This window comes from Caldibacillus debilis DSM 16016 (genome assembly GCF_000383875.1).
In the GTDB taxonomy this organism is placed as follows: domain Bacteria; phylum Bacillota; class Bacilli; order Bacillales; family Caldibacillaceae; genus Caldibacillus; species Caldibacillus debilis.
This window is the reverse complement of record NZ_KB912880.1, coordinates 62075-81373: the sequence shown is the minus strand read 5'-3', so window position 1 is coordinate 81373 and position 19299 is coordinate 62075. Positions and strand designations below refer to the sequence as shown.

Sequence of the window (19299 nt, the reverse complement as noted above, 5' to 3'; positions counted from 1 at the left end):
CAACAGTCGAAAAAATCGATCTTCCCTTCATTTCCTCCGTCTTTCTTTATACAAATATTAACTGATTCTTTGGAAACTGTCTATTTACAACACCCGAAAAAACGCCGCAAAAAAAGGACGAACTGACGGGTTTCTCCCCTTCGTCAGCCGTCGAAAAACCAGTCCGGCGCCCCTTTTCCCGGTCCGCCCGGTCCGGCCCGGACCCGCCTTCCGGGAAAAGTCCGCCTTTCCCCGCGATCCATCCCTTTTCTTGAAGCGGGAAACTAAATCGTTTTTTTGTGCGGATCGGGGGCGGAAAAGGCGTCGCGGACCTCCGTCCCCGGCTTCTCCCCTGTCATGGGGAAGGCGTGTTTGAAAACTTCCGTGATCGTTTCCACAGGAACAATTTCCACGCCGTCTATGTTTTTTAAAAGGGCCTGATCATTCCCTTTCGGGACAATGACCTTTTTGGCGCCCGCCTTCTTCGCCGCCCTTACCTTTTCGTAAATGCCGCCCACCGGTTTGACCTTGCCGTGGACGCTGATTTCTCCGGTCATCGCCACCCGGTTGTCCACGGGGATCTTATAAATCGCGGAATAGATGGCCGACGCCAGGGCCACTCCCGCGGAAGGGCCGTCCACGGGCATCCCGCCGGGAAAATTGACGTGGATGTCGTATTCGTCCGCGGGGACGCCGAAGGTGCGCAAAACGGTGATCGCGTTTTCGATGGAACTCTTCACCAGGCTCTTCCGCCGGACCGATTTTCCCTGCTCGCCGATGCTCTCCTCTTCCACGATGCCGGTGATGTTCACCGTCCCCTTTTTCACCGCGGGGATGACCGTCGCTTCGATTTCCAGCAAAGTCCCGCCGCTCGCCCCGTAAACGGCCATGCCGTTGACCAAGCCGACTTCGGGGCGCCCGTGGATCCGTTTTTCCACCCTCGGGGCGAGGCGGCTGGAGTGGATGATCCATTCGATGTCGTCGTCCCTGATGAAGTTCCGCCCTTCGTTGATGGCCAGCCCGGCCCCGATCTGGACGATATTGACCGCTTCCCTTCCGTTCTTCGCGTATTGGGAGATCAGGCGCAAGCCCTTTTCGCCCGCCGTCAATTGGACTTTGTCCAACGCCTTCTTTGCCACTTCGAGAATTTCATCCGGTTCCAGTTCCCGGAAAAAGATTTCCATGCACCGGGAGCGGATGGCGGGAGGGATTTCTTCCGGGCTTCTCGTCGTGGCGCCGACCAGGCGGAAGTCGGCGGGAAGGCCGTTTTGGAAGATATCGTGGATGTAATTGGGGATCTGCGTGTTTTCCTCGCTGTAGTAGGCGCTTTCCAAAAACACTTTCCGGTCTTCCAAAACCTTTAATAATTTATTCATTTGGATCGGATGCAATTCCCCGATCTCATCGATAAACAAGATGCCGCCGTGGGCATGGGTCACCGCCCCCTGTTTCGGCTGGGGAATCCCCGCCTGGCCCATCGCCCCCGCCCCCTGGTAGATCGGATCATGGACGGAGCCGATCAACGGATCGGCGATTCCCCTTTCGTCGAATCGGGCGGTCGTCGCATCCAATTCAACAAAGGCGGCATTTTCTCCGAAGGGGGATTTTTCGTTTTTTTTCGCTTCCTCGAGAACGAGCCGGGCGGCCGCCGTTTTTCCCACGCCGGGCGGGCCGTAGATGATCACATGCTGGGGATTCGGACCGCACAGGGCCGCCTTCAGCGCCTTGATCCCGTCTTCCTGGCCGATGATTTCCGAAAAACGGGACGGCCGCACCATTTCCGAAAGCGGCATCGTCAGCGATATGGCCCGCATTTTCCGCAGCTGCTCCATCTCTTTCCGCGATTCCTTGTCGATGGTAATTTTTTGCGTGCGCTGGTTTTTTAACAAGTTCCAAAAATATAAACCGATGACGATCCCGAAAAAAAGTTGGATCAATAACGCGACGCTTGCAATATCCATTCCTTTTCCCTCCAGCCCGAATTCCTTTTTATCCGATAGTATCCCCCCGGAGGGAAAGGAATAAACAAAAGCTCCAAAGGGAAACTTTCTGAAAATAGAACGGGGAACGGACGGCCCCGATTCCGCCCGCCAAGGGATCCGGGGAATGGCCCGCGGGGCCTTTTTCTTCTTTCCGATCGGTGGCGGCGAAAAAAAAAAGCGGCCGATTTGGCCGAATTCTGATTTTTTAGGCTTAAGCCGATTCCTTATTGACCACCGTTCCGTCTTTCATCACGAGAAGCGGCTGTTTTTGCTCGGTTACGCATTCTTCGGTAATGACGCATTTGACGATATCTTTCCGCGACGGAAGTTCAAACATGACGTCCAAGAGGAGATTTTCGACGATCGAACGCAAACCGCGGGCGCCCGTTTTCCGTTCCATCGCCTTTTTGGCAATGGCCTGCAGCGCGCTCTTTTCGAACTCCAGTTCCACATTGTCGAGTTCGAGCATCTTTTGGAATTGCTTCACGATGGCATTTCTCGGCTTCGTCAAGATGTCGACCAGCGCCTGTTCGTCCAGGCTTTCCAACGTGGCAATGACGGGCAGGCGGCCGATAAATTCGGGGATCAAGCCGAATTTCAGCAAGTCCTCGGGCAACACCTTCGAAAGCAAATCCTTGTCGTCCACGTTTTTGGTCGATTCCGTGCCGAAACCGATGACCTTCTGGCCGATGCGGCGCTTGATGATCTGTTCCAGGCCGTCGAAGGCGCCGCCGCAGATGAACAAAATATTCGTCGTATCGATTTGGATGAATTCCTGATGGGGATGTTTCCTTCCGCCTTGCGGAGGAACGCTGGCGATGGTGCCTTCCAAAATTTTCAGCAAAGCCTGTTGGACGCCTTCGCCCGACACGTCCCGGGTAATGGACGGGTTTTCCGATTTGCGGGCGATTTTATCGATCTCGTCGATGTAAATGATCCCTTTTTCGGCCTTTTCCACGTCATAATCGGCCGCCTGGATCAGCTTCAACAGGATGTTTTCCACATCTTCGCCCACGTAGCCCGCTTCCGTCAAGGAGGTGGCGTCGGCGATCGCGAAGGGGACGTTCAAAATCCGGGCCAGTGTCTGCGCCAGAAGCGTCTTCCCGCTTCCCGTCGGCCCGATCAGGCAGATGTTGCTTTTGGAAAGTTCCACGTCGTCGATCTTGCTTTTCGTCCTGATCCGTTTGTAATGGTTATAAACGGCCACCGACAAGATCTTTTTCGCCCTGTCCTGACCGATGACATATTCGTTTAAAATATCGTAGATCTCTGCAGGTTTGGGCACTTCCTTGAAATCGAATTCTTCCTCGTTCCCAAGTTCTTCCTCCACGATCTCCGTGCACAGTTCGATGCATTCATCGCATATATAAACGCCCGGGCCGGCAACGAGCTTACGCACTTGGTCCTGGGTTTTTCCGCAAAAGGAACATTTCACCTGACCTTTTTCATCGTTAAATTTAAACAAAATATTCACCCCTTCAAAATTTTTGCCTGGAGGTCACGGTAACCGGAAAAATGCTCACGGTTTATGTATTTGCATTGTATCACATTTTTCGGAATAAAAGAAAACATACGCTCCCGGAAAATGATGTTATGTATATCTTGCGCAATTCCCTCGACCGGGATGAAGGTAAAATATTCAATGGAGGTCCGGCCCCGGGCAAAGGGTTTCAAGGATAAAACAAGGCACGAAATCCATCTCGCGCCCTGTTGTTATCCCCATATTCCCCGTGGAAAATTATGCCACGGTTTTGCTGTGTTCGACAAGCAATTGAACCGCTTTGTTCAGCTTGATATCCTCTTTCAGGAAATCGAGCGAACCGAGCGCCTCTTTCACTTGATCCGCCGTCATGCGGTAGAGGTCCGCCATTTTTTGCACTTCTTTTTCCAGCTCTTCTTCCGTGACATCGATATTTTCCGCCTTCACGATGGCTTCCAACACGAGATTGGCGCGGACCCGTTTTTCCGCATCCTCCCGCATTTGCTTCTTGATGTCATCCGGGCTTTGGCCGGTCAGCTGCTGATAAAGTTCCAGGCTGATGTTGTCCATTTGCAGCCTTTGTTTGAAATCATTGAACATGCGTTCCACTTCGTTTTCGATCATGACCTCGGGGATTTCCACTTCCGCGTTGGCCGCGGCCTTTTCGATCACCGCGTTTTCCAGCATGTGTTTCGCCCGGTGTTCTTTGTCTTCCTTCAGGCGGTTTTTGATTTTTTCCTTCAAGGCCTCCAGCGTTTCCACTTCTTCGTCCACGTCTTTGGCAAATTCGTCATCCAAGGCGGGCAGCACCTTTTCCTTTACTTCATGGACTTTGACTTTGAATTTCGCCTTTTTCCCGGCCAGCTCGGAAACGCGGTAATCTTCCGGGAAGGTGATTTCGATTTCCTTCTCCTCTCCCGCGGAAGTTCCGACCAATTGTTCTTCGAAACCGGGGACAAATTGGTTCGAACCGAGTTCCAACGAATAATTTTCCGCCTTTCCGCCTTCAAAGGGCTCGCCGTCGATAAACCCTTCAAAATCGATGACGACCGTGTCCCCTTCCTTCGCCGCCCCTTCTTCCTTAAGGACGAGCTCGGCATAGCGGTTTTGCAGGGCTTTCAATTCTTCTTCCACTTCTTCGTCGGTGACTTCCGTATCCGTTTTTTCCACTTCCAGGCCTTTGTACTCCCCGAGTTTGACTTCCGGTTTTACGGTGACGACCGCTTTAAAGATGAGAGGTTTTCCCTTTTCCAGCTGTTCGATGTCAATTTCCGGCCTCGATACAGGTTCAATCCCGGCTTCCTCCACCGCTTTGGCGTAGGCGTCCGGAAGCAGGATATCCAAGGCATCCTGGTATAATGCTTCCACGCCGAAGCGTTTTTCGAAAATGGTCCGCGGGACCTTTCCTTTCCGGAACCCCGGAACGCTGACGCTTTTTACGACTTTTTTGAAAGCCGCATCCAGGGCCTTATTGACTTCGGCAGCATCCACCTCCACGGTCAATTCCCCGCGGCTTCCTTCCAAAACTTCCCATTTCACTGACATTTATTTTTCCCTCCAGCTTATGTTTTCATCCGTTTGTCTTTTATATCGATGTTTTCCCGGTCTATGTAAAATTTCGAATCACTCAACCATTACATTATAACATAGCTTTTTGCTCTTTCAATAAAATAGGGAAAATTGATCGGTCGGGAAAAAAAGGCAAGGCCCGGTACCGGCGGCACGGCGTTTCTGCGCAGCAACAGAGCGGCCAGAAGGGTTTTCCGGAGCAGGCCGGGCGATCCGGTTCGGCGGCGTTGGGTACGGCGCAGTTGTGCAGCAGAATTTGCGGAACAAGCATTCTTGCGCAAGAACGAAGTTGTCGAGCAAGGTTTCGCCCAGCAACCCTGTCGCCGGGCAACGCAGCAACAAAAACGCAAGCCTGCGGGTGAGCACTTCGTCAAGCAACCCTGTCGCCGGGCAAGGTCCTGCGAAGCGCCCCTGTCTCTGAGCAAGGTTCTGCGGAACAACGAAGCTGCCGAGCAAATTTTGCGGAGCAGGGTGTTGCGCAGCAACTAGGTTGCGGAGCAAGAAACATCGTGCGGTATTCCTTTTGATCCGTCTGGCAAAATTTCGCAGCAACGAGGTCGCGGAGCAAGGTTTTGTTTAGCGCCCCAGTTGCGGAGCAGAGTGTTGGGCGGCAACGAAGCTGCGGAACGAGGTTCTGCGGGGCAATACCTTTGCAAAACAACCCCTGTTGCGGCGAAGATCGGAGCAAAACATAGGATTCCGTTGCCCGCAAAATTTCCCGCCCGGGAAAAAGAGCCCCGCCGTCCTTCTGCCGCACGAGTCCTTCGGCGCCGCGGCCGTCCGGATCGGCGTCCCCTTTTACACATAACACCGTTCCGCACGGAGGATCCATTCGACCGCCTTCCGGAATTCTTCATCCCCGTCCTCCGGAACCGGCATATCCCCAGTTCCCCCGGTGCCGGTAAGGCCGGAGCTTAAATACGACTCCGCCGTAAAGATGAAGGCATCGCACCAGATCCCGGCGTCTTGGAAATCCCTTTCCAGGGGATACACGGCCATGAAAAACCGGTCCGCCAAGGACAGGGCGTGTTCCATCAGGCTCGGGTTGGATTGTTCCAGCCTTTCTTCGATCTTCCCTTTGACGTCCCGGACAAAGGGAACCTGATCCACCGGCCCGTAACGGGCAAGATCCAAACCGGTCTTCCGCCCGAATTTTGCGACCTTCACCGTGCCGGTGTAATGAAGGCTGTACAGCTTGTGGAGAAGAACGGTTTTCACGAAGGGGTCCCGCTCCGGATCCGCCAAATAAGATAAAATTTCCGGCAATAGCTGCGGCAGCTCTTCTTCCCCGATATCGGCAATCTGCCGGATGGCTTCGACCCTGTTTTCGCCGAAAATGATTTCCGCCTTCAAGCCGTCTTTTTTCTTATTATATGACGGCTGTTGATATTTTTCGTTCTTATTCTTTTTGCTTAGAGAAACGGTTTCCTCCGGTAAAGGCTGCCGTTGTGCCAGCTCTTGGCACGCCTTTTGCAGGGCAAGGAATCGTTCCTTTCTATCGGCGCGCATTTCCCCGTCCGCCAAAAGGGAAGCGGTCAGTTTTTGCAGCTTCCCGTATTCCCCCCGGTGAAGCAGGATGAACAGGTAAATGTCCAGCGTTTCCTCGTCCCCGATTTTCTTCGCCAGCATTTCCTCCGCAATCTTTTCCGCGGCGAGATCATTTCCCTGTTTCAAGTACGCGGCCAAAAGGGCATGGTAAAGGACCGGGTTGTCCCCGCCGATGCTTTTTGCTTCAGAAAACATCGTAGCCGCTTCCCCGTATTTTCCCTCCGCAAAATAATCCATTCCCCTCTGCAACAGCCGGTTCTCCAAATCGGGCAGGGGAATCACGTTCCCTTTCTTTTCATGACGGTCCATGGCCGATCCCGCGTTTCTAAAAATTTTTCCATTCCGCTGTGATTAGTCTACCATGTTTTTTGCGGAAAAGAAAATAGTTTCCCCGGAAAAAGGCGCATTTTCCCGCGGCCGGAACCTTGGGGGCACCCGGGGTTCCGTTCCGTCCGTTCCTGTTTCGCCGCCCCCCTTTCCCGGCCTGTCCAAACGGATTCTTGCGGCGGAAAAGATAGAGCTTTTCGTCCGGAACCCTTCCTATGCGGCGGAACTTATGCAGGGGCGGGATGTTTGCGGCGGGAAAAATCTTTGCGCCATTTTGCCGGCGATCCTTTTTCAGCCGCTGACGGCAAAGGGGAAACGGCAAGGCAAAAGAAAAACGGATCTTCCGATCCGCAGCCTTCAGAAATTTTGGGCGAGTCCTATCTGCCTGATGCCTGCGCGGACGGCCTTTCGTGAGTCAATCCCGAAAGGGAAGCCTTTCAACAAGATTTCTCAAGTTCGGGACACCCTTATGAGTTCAGCCAGACACCATCAACAAGATTTCTCATGTTCCCCCGATTTTATTCCGGCAAAAATTCAGCCGCCGGATTTCGTCCGTCGTTCCAGGGCCCGTCCCCCTTGCGCAGCATCCGCATCCCGCATCATTCTTCCGCCAAAATCAGCTTCTGCAAATTTTCCGCGCTTTTGTTCGTCTCCAGCAAATCGCCGGCGATCTCCTCATGATTTTTCAACAGCTGCTCGATCACCTGCCGGATTTCTTCCAGCTTGGCGGTGGATTCGGAAATGACGGCAGCCTGTTCCTTCGCGGCCCCTTCGATGCGCCCGGTATCCGTCTTCACATTGTTGACGCTTTCCATCAGTTGGGAAAATTCCGCATGAAGCCTTTCCAAGTTGCCGCTCAAATCCACGAAAAACTTTGAAACGCTGGCGGAGGCGGCAAGGCTTTTATCCAGCATCCTTCCGCTTTGCTCCATCTCCTTTACGGTTTGGAGGTTCACTTCGTTGACGCCCGCCAAGTTTTCGTTGATCCGGTTGGCCGTCTGGCTCGTCAATTCGGCCAAATTCCGGATCTCCGCGGCGACCACCGAAAAACCTTTGCCCGAATCTCCCGCCCTGGCCGCTTCGATGGAGGCGTTCAAAGCGAGCATATTCGTCTGGGAGGCAATCTCCTGGATATTGTCCGCAAAGCTGTTCGTTTCCTCGATTTTTTTCGCCAACGTGGAGAAGGTTTGTTTCAGCTGCTGGACGATCCCGGCCAATTCGCCCATGGTTTTTTCCATTTCTTTCATTTTTTCCGTTCCCGTCTTGGAAATGCTCAAGGAATCGGAGGTGCGTTCCATCACCTTTTTCGTGATCCGATCCATTTCTTCCACTTGCCTCGTGGCATAGGAAACATGGTCGGCGATGGAAACGACCTGGTCGTTCTGGGATGCCGCCCCCGCTGCGATTTCGTTGACCGCCTGCATCATCTCTTTCTGGGCGGACATATGTTTCTGAACTTGCCCGTTGATTTTGGAAATCCGGGAGATGATTTGCAAAATGTCCTGTTCCAGCAATTCCTTTTGTTTCTCCTTTTTTTCCGCCTCCTCTTCGGCATCCTTCAAAATGCGGATCAATTGGCGGAACTGCAGCCGATTGAGATGGATCAAGATCAAGAACACCATGCCGAGGAGCACGTAAACGAGCATGGCCACGCCGAAGGCCGCATCAAACACCGGATCCTGGCCGGGGGCGAAGATTTTGTTGATCAAGAGCGCGATGAAGCCGTACCCGTAGCCGATGGCGAAAAGGGGCCTTCGAAAATGCACGGAAGAGATGACGGCCAGATACAAAATGATGAGCATGGCCGATATGCTGCCGGCAAAAAAATAGGCGTAGACGGCCATTCCGGTATACAGGGGAAAAATGGCCGCGTAGGGAAACGCTTTCAACCATTTCAGCCATACATGGAGGATGAAATATAATGAAAGAAAAACAGCATAAGAAACCGAATAAATCCAGACCTTCAGCGGATGCTCCCCGTTCAGGACGCTGTATAAAATGGCGGCCGGGATCGAAACGGAATAGCCGAGGGCCATCAGCCGGTTTTTCCGGATCCAGTCAGCCTTGACGATCTCTTCAACGGTCATCTTCTCCCTCCTTCGGACGAATGAATATTCATTCATATCGTATCTTATCTTAAAAATATAAAATTGAGAAGTGTTTTTTTGAAGCGCAGGGAATGGGGACAGGGGAGATGCCGGCGGATGAAGAAACCGGGCAGGGAGTGGCCCGGGCGGCCCCTCATTTGCATCCGCCGAAATAAGCCCAAAAGCAGGGGCAAGTTCAAGCCTTCCGCATCGGACGGGCAAGGAAGCACAAAGTTTGCGGCACCTTACACGGCAATGGATTTCCAGGCCTGGCCGGACATCGCTTTGGCCGGGAATTTTTCATGGCGGAACCGCCTTTTCTTTATTAAGAAAAAGACGGACGTCGTAACCGAATGTCCGGCCATCTTTTCCCCGTGTTTGTGGAAAGCGGGTTCGGCGCGGAATCGTGAATCTTCGGATTGCCGCGCCTGCACCGGTTCAAGGATAAGCACATTGGCGGGCTCGGCCGGGGCCGCCCCCCGGATCCGCGCCGCCCAGACCGGGCGTTAAGTCCTTAACTGTCATTTGCATCCCCTTTTTCCACGATATTTTTTGTGCCCGAATACAGCCCGCTCGCCGACAATCCGAACATGATCCCGACAAGGATCCTTTCCTTTATCGGCGCATCCAAATAGACCAAACCGACCGTTAATCCCAGCGCCAATGCGGCAAACGGGCTGTATTTGGCAGGCAGCCCCATCCTTTTAATCAACTCCACCGCTCCTATAATCAACGGAATAATCGCCACATCGTATATCTCAAACATGTTTCACCCCTCCCACGGAATTTTTTCGCCCCATTCGCTCCTCCATCTGGAAGTTTGTTAATGATCATATCATACTTTTTCTTATTCTATGAATATTTCGTTTTATTTTTGTTCGCCCGGAAAAGAATCTCCCCATGCGGAACATTCACGGCAGTTTTCGGACCGGAACAAAAGGCAATCCTGAGTATCCGAACACGGATGAAGGGACCGGCGGATTGGTGGATCGAAAGAAACCGGCGATGGCGTCGGGAAAGGAAATCCCGGCTGATCCTGCACTGACGGCTGCACAAAAAATGCGGCGAGATTCCAAGGTTTTTCTTCCGCCGGTTATCATTTCCTTGTAGAATGCAACAATGTTCTCCCGCCGGTGAACGGGTGCACGAACAGGGGTGTCCGAAATGATGGACAGCGCTTTCGATTTTTTAGTTTTCTCCCTTTCTGGTTTTATAGAAATTCCCAACGGCGGATACAGCTTGTCATGGATGATGGGAAATTTTCCGACGGGGAAGGGTAGGAGATGGGAGGGGATGGAATGGGAAAAATTTGAAATCGGCATATGGATTTACCTGCAAAGATTCAGGCAAGGGAATATGTTTACTGGGAATTTATTAATATCAATGCCTGCTCAGCATGATGCGCATCGGCAAATCTGCCCTTTCGGCGCTATGTTTTCATCTCAAAAAAATATCCTTTATAAATCCGTTAAAATTAAATGTAATAAAGTGATTAATACGCTTTCAGTAAAAGAAGATAGAATTTGAATATAGGGGCCGGGATTATTTTATTTCCGATTTCTTTAATAGTTTTTGTGATTTCTTTATTATTCAGAAACCAGCGGGGGCAGCGGTGGGGCTTCACAGGCATTTCGACGTAGAGGTGAATCGAATGTTCACAGATTTCCACTTTGTTGATTTTAACATCTTTCAAACCGGGGAGAAATAGGTTACGATTCAATGGACACGTGGCACCTTTCTTTGTTGGTTGGTCCAATCCAAGTAGAAAAGAAATCGAAGCCCGCGTGTCTTATTTTTTGAATTGTTTTAGAACCCCAACAATAGTATAGATCTTAAAGTGTATTCCGGTTTTTTTGTCATAAAGAAAAAATCAACCTCCAAACGCCAGTGATAAAAACGGTGATAATACGGCAAATGACCGCATCTTTGACCGTATCACTAGACGCTTGAGAAGGTTGATTTGACGGGCTTTATCGCCTTTTTTCGTTACGTCCCAGGAGAGATTCGAACTCCCGACCGACGGCTTAGAAGGCCGCTGCTCTATCCAGCTGAGCTACTGGGACAAGGATCCCTGAACCCTTCTCCTTCACGGAGTTCAAAGACAAATTTTATTTTAGTATCATTCTCTTCCCCTGTCAATATTATTTTAACCCTTCCCTCGTTAAAAAGTAAACATTCTTCGGGATCGTCAGCGGCGGGGCAGTCAACACATTTTTGACGGAATCCGGCGGAATTACCGTTAATGCGGGAACAGGTTTAAAAGGGCATCCTTTTCATTCGGTTTCATCGTTTCCTCGCGGCATGGCATGACCCTTTTGGGAGATTCAATACACATCTTCAGCGGCCAATAAGGACGGCTTTATTGTTTAACATTGCGAAGGAATGCTTCATTCCATTTCTCCGGACCGGAATGTCCAACATGCCTTTTCTCATCGGGTGCGGTCGGTTCAATATCCAAGGGAAGATGTCCAACATTTTTTGCAAAACGTTCAATAAAAGATTAGGATGTCCCATATTTCCGGTAAAACGACCAACATTGGTTTTCACTTTCCCGGCGGTTGATCCGACATCTCGACCGGAATGTTCAAAATCATTCATCATCCCATGGGACTGTCCAACATTTTCAACGATTTGTTCATCATTTTCACATTTATGTTCTATATGGAAAAAAATTTGTCCAACATGGAAGAAAAAATAACCATCATCTCGGAAAAAACGTCCATCATCGCTTGAAAAATGTCCATCATCGCTTGAAAAATGTCCATCATCGCTCCCAATGTCCGATATCCAAGGCGGTTTGTCTAAAATCAAAAACTTTATGACGGACATTTTTTCCATCACGACGGAATGGAGGCGGTCTTTCCGCCACAAAACCGCCTAGGAAACATGCCGCACATTCCATCGCCGAAGGAAGAGGATCGTTCGCACAGCCAGCCGCATAAAGCGGGCGTTGGCGCCGCACCGCCCCATACTTCCTCTCCGCCTCCTTCCTTCTCGCGCCTTTAAAACGGCGCCGCCCGCTCAAATGGGTTCGCGGAATTTTCCTTGACGGCTAGCAAAAAACGGCAGCTGTAAAAAAGTTCGTGGAAATTCTAGGCAGCGGTGCAAATGATTTAAAACGGAAAGGTCTGGCGCAAATCTTCCAATTCCTTACCCAAATATTCATAAACGCGGACCAGGTAATGATCTTCCCCGATCTCGAGCACGACGTAGGTTTTTTCCGACCTGCCCCGGGGAAGGCGGACGCTGCCCGGGTTAATCAATAAAACCCCGTCCGCCATCTCCGCCCCCAAACGGTGGGAATGGCCGAAACAGGCGATATCGGCTCCCGATTCCCGGGCCTTGTAATACACATTCAGCGGGTTGGTTTTTACTTGATAGAGATGGCCGTGGGTGACAAAGATTTTTTTATCCTTGACCGAAAGGAGAAGCTGTTCGGGAAAGCCGTTGTGGAAATCGCAATTCCCCCGGACGACATGAAAACCTTGGATGGCGGGATCGTCCTTCTCCAGCTCCGAATCCCCGCAATGGATGAACAGTTCCGCATCCCGGTGGCGTTTTTTCAATTCCTCCAATTCCCTTTGCAAACCGTGGCTGTCGCTGACGATCAAAATCTTCATTTTTCCTCCCGCACCTCCGGATACCCGTTCTGCAGCCAGTCTTTCAGCTTGCGGACGGCATCGGCCCGATGGCTGATTTGATTTTTTTCCCCGGGATCCATTTCAGCCATCGTTTTTCCCTTTTCTTCCACGTAAAAAATCGGGTCGTACCCGAACCCGTTCGATCCCCGCTTTTCCGTCAAAATCTTTCCTTCGCAAGTCCCCGAAAAAAAGCGGGTCTTCTCTCCCGGGGCGGCAAAGGCCAATACGCAGCGAAAACGGGCCGTTCTTTTTTCCGGCGGCACGTTCTTTAATTCCTGCAGCACCTTTTCGATATTCGCCTCGTCGTTTTTTTCCGCTCCGGCGTAACGGGCGGAGTACACGCCCGGTCTTCCGTCCAAGGCATCGATTTCCAGACCGGAATCATCGGCCAGCACGGCCGCGTTCAGCAGGGAGGAGACGGTTTCCGCCTTGATCCTCGCGTTTTCCTCGAAGGTTTCTCCCGTTTCCTCCACATCCGGAATGTTGTCATAATCGAGCAGCGTTCTCACGGTCCAGCCCAATTCGGAAAAAAGCCGGACGAATTCCTTCGCTTTTCCGGCGTTTCTCGTCGCAATAATGACTTCTTTCATTTTTCCCCAACCTTTTTATTGTTTGTTTTGCAAAATTTTTTCCGCAATATCCCCCAGCGTCTCCTTTTGGATCGAGATCAATTGCTGGATCCCTTCCTTGGCCAGCGCCAGCATCTCCAGCAGTTCCTCATGGGTGAAGGTGGCCTCTTCACCCGTCCCTTGCACTTCCACAAAATGGCCGTTCCCGGTCATGACGATATTCATGTCCACCTGGGCATTGGAATCTTCCTCGTAATTTAAATCCAGGACCATATCCTTCGACTTCAAAATCCCGACGCTCGTCGCCGCCAAAAAATCGGTGACGGGAAAAACGTCAAAGGGCTGTTGGTTGTGCAAATGGATGATGGCGTAAACGAGAGCGACATAGGAGCCGGTGATGGCGGCGGTTCTCGTCCCTCCGTCGGCCTGGATCACGTCGCAGTCGATCCATATCGTCCGTTCCCCGATCAAATCCAAATTGACGACGGACCGGAGGGAACGGCCGATCAAACGCTGAATTTCCATCGTCCTGCCGGAAATTTTCCCCTTCGATGATTCCCGGACGGTCCGCTGTTCCGTCGCCCGCGGAATCATGGAATATTCCGCGGTGATCCAGCCCTTGCCGGTGCCGCGCAAAAAGGGAGGGACCTTATCCTCGATGCTCGCGCTGCAGACCACTTTCGTATCCCCGACTTCGATCAGCACCGAACCTTCCGCGTGCTTCAGGAAGTGGGGCGTGATGACCGTCCGCCTCAACTCGTTATTTCTTCTATTATCTGTCCGCAACTTCCAATCCTCCTTAAGCCGTGAAAAACAAAAAAGTAAGAAAGAGGCGGCAAAACGGCCTGCCTCTTCTTGTATCAATAGTAGTATATCAAAAAATTTCCCCTTAGAAACCACTAGCGTTTACTTTTTTCGGACGGGACACCGGCTCCGTCAAATTTTTCCCTTCTTCATCGACGAGATTTTTATCCCCGTTCACTTCGACGGAAACCCCTTCGATGCCGTCCAGCTCCGTCAGCGATAATACGATCATGTTGAGCAGGTTTTCATTGATCAGTTTTTTGTCGTAACTGCCCAAAATATTTTCATTGAAGTTCAAAGTGACAACGCCGTCTTCGATCTTCGGCTCTTCCACCAATCGGGCGTCGGGGTTAAAGAGGGAAAACAATTTCGAATCGTACGCCGGGCCCTTGATCAGTTCTTCAACGACCCTCGCGGCCAGATCCTCTTCCGTTCCCTTTACCCTTTTGGTGACGGGGACGTAGTAGCTGTCGTGATCCGTCTGGGCGATGTAATACAACGTGACCGGCTTCGTATTGGCGATGTCAACCACATCGGGTTGTTCAAGATTGATCCCGCTTTTCCTTGTCAGGACGTCCGGAAGGGGGGTTTTATCCACCGGCATTTCGCTCAGGTCTTTGCCGTTCAGACGGAGTTTGACGCCCTTTATCGAATCAAACTGGGTCAATGTCCACGTGACCGCCTGCACGATCCTTTGTTCGTCCTCGGGGGCATAACCGGAAAATTCCTTGGAAAAATCCACCGTGGCGATCCCGTCCCTCACATCGACGGAAAATTCCGTCCCCGGCGGCAGGACCGCGCGGAAATCCTGGGGCAGCCGTTCGGAAACCGGTCCTCCGGCAACCAAATATTCCAACGCCTGGGCGGCTACCCCCTGGGTATTCGGCAGGGAAAAGGTTCTCGGCACCACATACCCGTTTTTATCGATCAAGTACAGTTCCGTCTGAACGGTGTTTTCCGCCGTTTCCTCGGAACTCGTTCCCCCATCCGTCCCTTCCAAATCGTCTTCATAGGTAACCGACTGAGGCGGATCGATGCTTTCTTTATTGCCGGCGAGCCAATTGCAGCCGGAAAGAATAACGGCGAAAACCGCAAGCAGCACAAAAAAGAAACGGCCCTTCATCCTCACAGATTCCCCTCTCCTCATGGTTTGTACTACATGTATACGAGCCTCTGTGAAAAATAGACCGTTTTTTTAAAATCTCCCGCTTGCTTTTTGGCAAACCGTGACTTTTTTCCGGAACGCCCGCCGGCTCACAGCCGGATCGTTTCCACCTCCACTTCGCCGAGGTCGAGCCATTTTTCGGCGAGACACTTGAATTTTTCCGCTTCCCCCGTCGTGAAAAAAAGATGCCTGGGGGTGGCGCCGGAATCGTTTAACAGGTCCATGTAATCGAGCAGAAAACTGGCTTCCCTGGCCGTTTCTTCCCCGGAGCTGATGAGGTGGAGCCGGTGCTCGAAGAATCGGTCAATGACCGGCTCCAAAAGCGGATAATGGGTACAGCCGAGGATGAGCGTATCGATATTTTGCGATTTTAACGGGGCGAGGGAACGGGCCACCGTCCGCTCCGCCTCTTCCCCGGACCATTCGCCCCTCTCCACGAGCGGCACAAAGTCCGGACAGGCAAGACCGGTAACAAAAATGGACTTGTGAATGGATTTCAACGCCCTTTCATAGGCCTTGCTTTTGATCGTCATTTCCGTTCCGATGACGCCGATCCGTTTCGTCTCGGAGATTTTGATCGCCGCCCGGCTCCCGGGATGGATGACGCCGATCACCGGTATCGGAAGCCCGGCCCGGATCTCGTCCAAAGCCACCGCGGTGGCGGTGTTGCAGGCGATGATCAGCATCTTGATCCGGAATTGCTGCAAAAAGCGGGTCATCTCCCATGTGAACCGTTTAATCTCATGGGCAGGCCGCGGACCGTACGGGCAGCGGGCGGTATCCCCGAGATAGATGACGGATTCGTTGGGCAGCTGGCGAATGACTTCTTTTACGACGGTCAAGCCGCCGACGCCTGAATCGATGATGCCTATCGGATTTGCTTTCAACGTTTTCCCCTCATTCTTTCATGTAGCGATGCAATTTCTGCAAGTATTGCTGCAATTCTTCCCTTTCCTCCGGTTCGAATTTCACCAGCAAACCGGCCAAATACTGCTGTCTTTTTTTGATGACTTCATCAATGATCCGCACTCCTTCTTCCAGCAGATGGACACGGACCACCCGACGGTCCTTCTCGTCCTTCGTCCGTTTTACCAGCCGGTTTTTTTCCAGCCGGTCGATCAGGTCCGTCGTGGTACTGAACGCCAAATACATTTTATTGGAAAGTTCGCCTATTGTCATGTCCCCCTCTTCAAAAAGCCATTGCATGGCGACAAATTGGGGGGGCGTGATCCCATAGTTGTTTAATATTTCACGACCTTTTTGCTTGATGATCCCGGAGATATAGCGCAAGTCCTTCTCGATGGCTGCAACCGTTTTCCAGTCAAGGGAATTGTTCTCGTGTTCTGCCACGTTTTACCACCCCAAAAAGAAAATCAATATTATTATAACATAATGGTTCCAGCGATTTTGTGTAAAATCCTGCCTCCAGCCGAAGGAACAAAGCCTTCCGGAAATGGAACAGCTTTGTGCCCGCTTCTTTTTGCTCAAATTCTTTGACTTCATCCGATTTTCCGGGATTTTTCGCCGGATGCGGACGGAACGGAAATTTCCGGAAAATTTTTTCCGGAAACCTTAAGCCGCCCGCGCCGACTGGCTTTCCGATCATCTTCTTCCGGTTCTTCCCTCGAAAAAATTCCGTCGGCCACCGAACCCGACCGTTCCGTCGGTTTTCATTTCCCGTACCGCTGCAGCAGGGTGTTTTTTGACATGAACAAATAGGCCGGTTTCGGCATTTTTTGCTTAAAAAACCACCGGCTGGAAAGGATATAAATCGGGAAGAGCAGAATTAATTTATAATACTTATAAAGGCGGTTATGGATCGGGAAGGCCTCAAATCCGAGTTTGCCGCCGCTTTTGTACAGGGTCGTGATTCCGACGATTCCTTTGATCTCGGAAAAACGGCGATGGGATTCCAAAAAGGCGGCGACGGAAGGAAGGGTTTCCTTCACATGCCGGTAGATCGCCTTTCCCTTGGCGATCTCATGGTTGTACCGCTGCAGCTCTTTTAACAATTTCGCGTTGTGCAAATGGATCTTGATGAGCAGGTCGTTTTTCCCGATCACGGTCCCGTCCGACAACACCACCGGCTTGCCGCGGTATCTCATCAATCGGGCACGGATGATCGTCCGTTCTCCGTCCCGTTCGATATAGCGCAAGCGGGTCATGGAAAAATAGATCGGATCCCAAAGATTCCACATCACAAGAAAGAACCCGCGTATGTTCATGGCCGCTCCCCTTTCCCGAACATAAAACCGATCTCAAAAGGAAAATCGTGCTTTTATTATTTTTATTAGGGACGGGCGGGAATATAAATGAATTTTCCGGCAGGAATGGAAAACGGGGAACCGCGGATGAAATGTTGACTTGGGGTGAACATCGATGAAAAAAGTATTGATTTTGCCGCTGTTAAAGATACCGACGGGCCACCATCATGTGGCCGGCAGCCTGAAGGCGCAAATCGCCGGGAAAGTGCCGGGCAGCGTAGAAGTCGTCGATATCCTTTCCGAAAGTTACGGGTTTTTGGAACGGCTCATCTCCCTCCTTTATTTGTTTAGCATCAAAAAATTCCCGAACCTTTACAGCCGGCTGTATCATGTCTTCGCGGTAAAAGACGGGAAGGCAAAGAAGGCTTATCTCCTCTACGATTGGCTTTTTTTGCGGAAAATGGAGATGCTGCTGAAAACGCGGGACCCGGATCTGGTGATTTGCACCCATGCCTTTCCTTCCTATCTGATCGGCCGCCTGAAGCGGAAAAATCGCTGGAACGGCCGGGTCATCAATGTCTACACGGATTTTTTCATCAACCGGCTCTGGTCGGTGGCCGAGATCGATTACCACTTTGCCCCGTCCCGGCCGCTCAAGGAAGAACTGGAAGCGAGAGGGGCGGATTCCGGGCGCATTTTCGTGACCGGCATCCCCGTCCATCCCGTATTCGCCGGAGGGGAAAAAGTCAGGAAAAAAAAGGAAAATTACACCGTGTTGGTCAGCGGGGGAAACATGGGTGTCGGCGCCATCGAAACCTTTCTGGGAAGATTGCGGCCTTCCGGCGCCGTCCGCTATAAGGTGTTATGCGGGAAAAACGAACGGCTCCGCTCCTTTATTGAACAAATGGATCAGAAATATTTCGAAGCCATTCCGTACATTTCGAATAAAGATGAAATGAACCGTCTGTACGAAGAAGCCGACGGGATCATCACCAAACCGGGCGGGGTGACGGTCACCGAATGTTTATGGAAAAGGCTGCCGATCATCGTATTGGATCCTCTGCCGGGGCAGGAAGAACGAAACTTGCAGTTTTTGAAGAGGCAGGGGATCATCGTCCATCTGGAAGACTGGCGCTCGGACGGCGATTTGGAAAAACGGATCGTCTCCGTCCTGGAAACGGTGCCTCCTCCCGTCGAACGGGCCCTCGGCATCGACCGCCCTGACGCCGGCGATCTCGTCTTGCAGGTTTTGTCCCAAGTCCCTTCCGATGAACGGAATCTGCTGGGAGAACACCCGCCCCTTGAACGTCCAATCCGGGGAAAGGATGCGCCTTTGAACTTCCGGGAAGCGGATTGACCGGCGCCTTTCGCCGGGATGGAGGCCGGAATCCGGGGCTTGCCGGGTCTTTTCGGGGACATATGCGTCGAGCCCGTCTCCCAAGTCCGGATCAAGATGCGGGCAGATCCGGAATATCCGGTAAAAATGCGATGAACCGGTCCTCCGAAAAGAGAACCGGTTTCCGCTAGAGCTTTAATTCCCCCATGCGAAGCAGTTCGACGACAGCCTGCGAACGGCCTTTCACGCCAAGTTTTTGCATGGCATTTGAAATATGATTTCGAACCGTTTTTTCGCTGATGAAAAGTTCCTGGGCGATTTCTTTCGTGGTTTTGTCCTGGACCAACAGTTCGAAGACTTCCCTTTCTCTTTTTGTTAACAACGATTTATGACCGTATTCATTCTCCTTCAAGTGCGTGAACCCTCCTTGACTCAGCCAGCTAGAAACGCGGGGATGGGTATGGTCATCATATCATATGTGAACAAAGGTACCGAAGTGACAGCAATACGGCAAGGCATAAGGAAAATAGGCAAAATTTGCGCGAAAATCATGTCATGGCCGGGCGGATGGCGGAAATGAGATACCAAAAGGAAGGGATGCCCCCGGC

The 19299-nt window shown here is 51.6% G+C and carries 18 protein-coding genes and 1 tRNA gene; 2 read left to right on the top strand and 17 right to left on the bottom strand.

Annotation, left to right across the window (positions count from 1 at the left end):
- Nucleotides 1-263: 263 nt before the first annotated feature.
- From lonB to A3EQ_RS0103390, 7 genes are all read right to left on the bottom strand, one after another.
- Entirely contained in the window at nucleotides 264-1940 is a 1677-nt protein-coding gene (lonB, locus tag A3EQ_RS0103435) for an ATP-dependent protease LonB (RefSeq protein WP_020153789.1), read from the bottom strand.
- Between the two features lie 232 nt (nucleotides 1941-2172).
- Complete coding sequence (gene clpX / locus A3EQ_RS0103425; RefSeq protein ID WP_026499712.1) at nucleotides 2173-3426, bottom strand: ATP-dependent protease ATP-binding subunit ClpX; 1254 nt, start codon at nucleotides 3424-3426, stop codon at nucleotides 2173-2175.
- A gap of 273 nt (nucleotides 3427-3699) precedes the next feature.
- Entirely contained in the window at nucleotides 3700-4986 is a 1287-nt protein-coding gene (gene tig / locus A3EQ_RS0103415; RefSeq protein ID WP_020153785.1) for a trigger factor, read from the bottom strand.
- A gap of 117 nt (nucleotides 4987-5103) precedes the next feature.
- Entirely contained in the window at nucleotides 5104-5388 is a 285-nt protein-coding gene (locus A3EQ_RS22420) for a hypothetical protein (protein ID WP_154652806.1), read from the bottom strand.
- A gap of 420 nt (nucleotides 5389-5808) precedes the next feature.
- Nucleotides 5809-6867, bottom strand: coding sequence for a tetratricopeptide repeat protein (locus A3EQ_RS0103410; protein ID WP_020153784.1), 1059 nt, complete (start codon nucleotides 6865-6867; stop codon nucleotides 5809-5811).
- Nucleotides 6868-7484: 617 nt separating this feature from the next.
- Nucleotides 7485-8972, bottom strand: coding sequence for a methyl-accepting chemotaxis protein (locus A3EQ_RS0103400; protein WP_020153782.1), 1488 nt, complete (start codon nucleotides 8970-8972; stop codon nucleotides 7485-7487).
- 514 nt (nucleotides 8973-9486) lie between these two features.
- On the bottom strand, nucleotides 9487-9738 hold the full coding sequence (locus tag A3EQ_RS0103390) for a hypothetical protein (RefSeq protein ID WP_020153780.1): 252 nt from the start codon (nucleotides 9736-9738) through the stop codon (nucleotides 9487-9489).
- Nucleotides 9739-10136: 398 nt separating this feature from the next.
- Between A3EQ_RS0103390 and A3EQ_RS0103380 the strand changes: the two genes are divergently transcribed.
- Entirely contained in the window at nucleotides 10137-10499 is a 363-nt protein-coding gene (locus tag A3EQ_RS0103380) for a hypothetical protein (RefSeq protein ID WP_020153778.1), read from the top strand.
- Between the two features lie 462 nt (nucleotides 10500-10961).
- On the opposite strand, the gene A3EQ_RS0103375 is transcribed toward A3EQ_RS0103380, so the two are convergent.
- The 9 genes from A3EQ_RS0103375 to A3EQ_RS0103320 form a co-directional block, all read right to left on the bottom strand.
- Nucleotides 10962-11035, bottom strand: a tRNA-Arg gene (locus tag A3EQ_RS0103375).
- Nucleotides 11036-11309: 274 nt separating this feature from the next.
- A complete protein-coding gene (locus A3EQ_RS22415; protein ID WP_154652805.1) occupies nucleotides 11310-11801 on the bottom strand; it encodes a hypothetical protein in 492 nt (163 codons plus the stop codon).
- Nucleotides 11802-12085: 284 nt separating this feature from the next.
- Nucleotides 12086-12592, bottom strand: a complete 507-nt coding sequence (locus A3EQ_RS0103355) for a metallophosphoesterase (protein WP_020153774.1) — start codon at nucleotides 12590-12592, stop codon at nucleotides 12086-12088.
- On the bottom strand, nucleotides 12589-13203 hold the full coding sequence (locus A3EQ_RS0103350; protein WP_020153773.1) for an XTP/dITP diphosphatase: 615 nt from the start codon (nucleotides 13201-13203) through the stop codon (nucleotides 12589-12591). The genes A3EQ_RS0103355 and A3EQ_RS0103350 overlap by 4 nt, the downstream gene beginning before the upstream one ends.
- Before the next feature lie 15 nt (nucleotides 13204-13218).
- Nucleotides 13219-13968: a ribonuclease PH gene (rph, locus tag A3EQ_RS0103345; protein ID WP_026499711.1), complete on the bottom strand. Its 750-nt coding sequence runs from the start codon at nucleotides 13966-13968 to the stop codon at nucleotides 13219-13221.
- A 103-nt stretch (nucleotides 13969-14071) separates the two neighbouring features.
- Nucleotides 14072-15109, bottom strand: a complete 1038-nt coding sequence (locus tag A3EQ_RS0103340; RefSeq protein WP_020153771.1) for a GerMN domain-containing protein — start codon at nucleotides 15107-15109, stop codon at nucleotides 14072-14074.
- A 131-nt stretch (nucleotides 15110-15240) separates the two neighbouring features.
- The gene (gene racE, locus A3EQ_RS0103335; RefSeq protein ID WP_020153770.1) at nucleotides 15241-16038 is read right to left on the bottom strand and encodes a glutamate racemase; all 798 of its coding nucleotides are present in this window, start codon (nucleotides 16036-16038) and stop codon (nucleotides 15241-15243) included.
- 10 nt (nucleotides 16039-16048) lie between these two features.
- The gene (locus A3EQ_RS0103330) at nucleotides 16049-16501 is read right to left on the bottom strand and encodes a MarR family winged helix-turn-helix transcriptional regulator (RefSeq protein ID WP_020153769.1); all 453 of its coding nucleotides are present in this window, start codon (nucleotides 16499-16501) and stop codon (nucleotides 16049-16051) included.
- A gap of 320 nt (nucleotides 16502-16821) precedes the next feature.
- Nucleotides 16822-17376 (bottom strand): YkoP family protein, encoded by a 555-nt coding sequence (locus tag A3EQ_RS0103320; protein WP_020153767.1) that lies wholly within the window; start codon nucleotides 17374-17376, stop codon nucleotides 16822-16824.
- A 154-nt stretch (nucleotides 17377-17530) separates the two neighbouring features.
- Between A3EQ_RS0103320 and A3EQ_RS20525 the strand changes: the two genes are divergently transcribed.
- A complete protein-coding gene (locus tag A3EQ_RS20525; protein ID WP_020153765.1) occupies nucleotides 17531-18712 on the top strand; it encodes an MGDG synthase family glycosyltransferase in 1182 nt (393 codons plus the stop codon).
- A gap of 166 nt (nucleotides 18713-18878) precedes the next feature.
- Here A3EQ_RS20525 and A3EQ_RS0103300 read toward each other — a convergent pair whose 3' ends face one another.
- Entirely contained in the window at nucleotides 18879-19103 is a 225-nt protein-coding gene (locus A3EQ_RS0103300; protein WP_020153763.1) for a helix-turn-helix domain-containing protein, read from the bottom strand.
- Nucleotides 19104-19299: the final 196 nt, after the last annotated feature.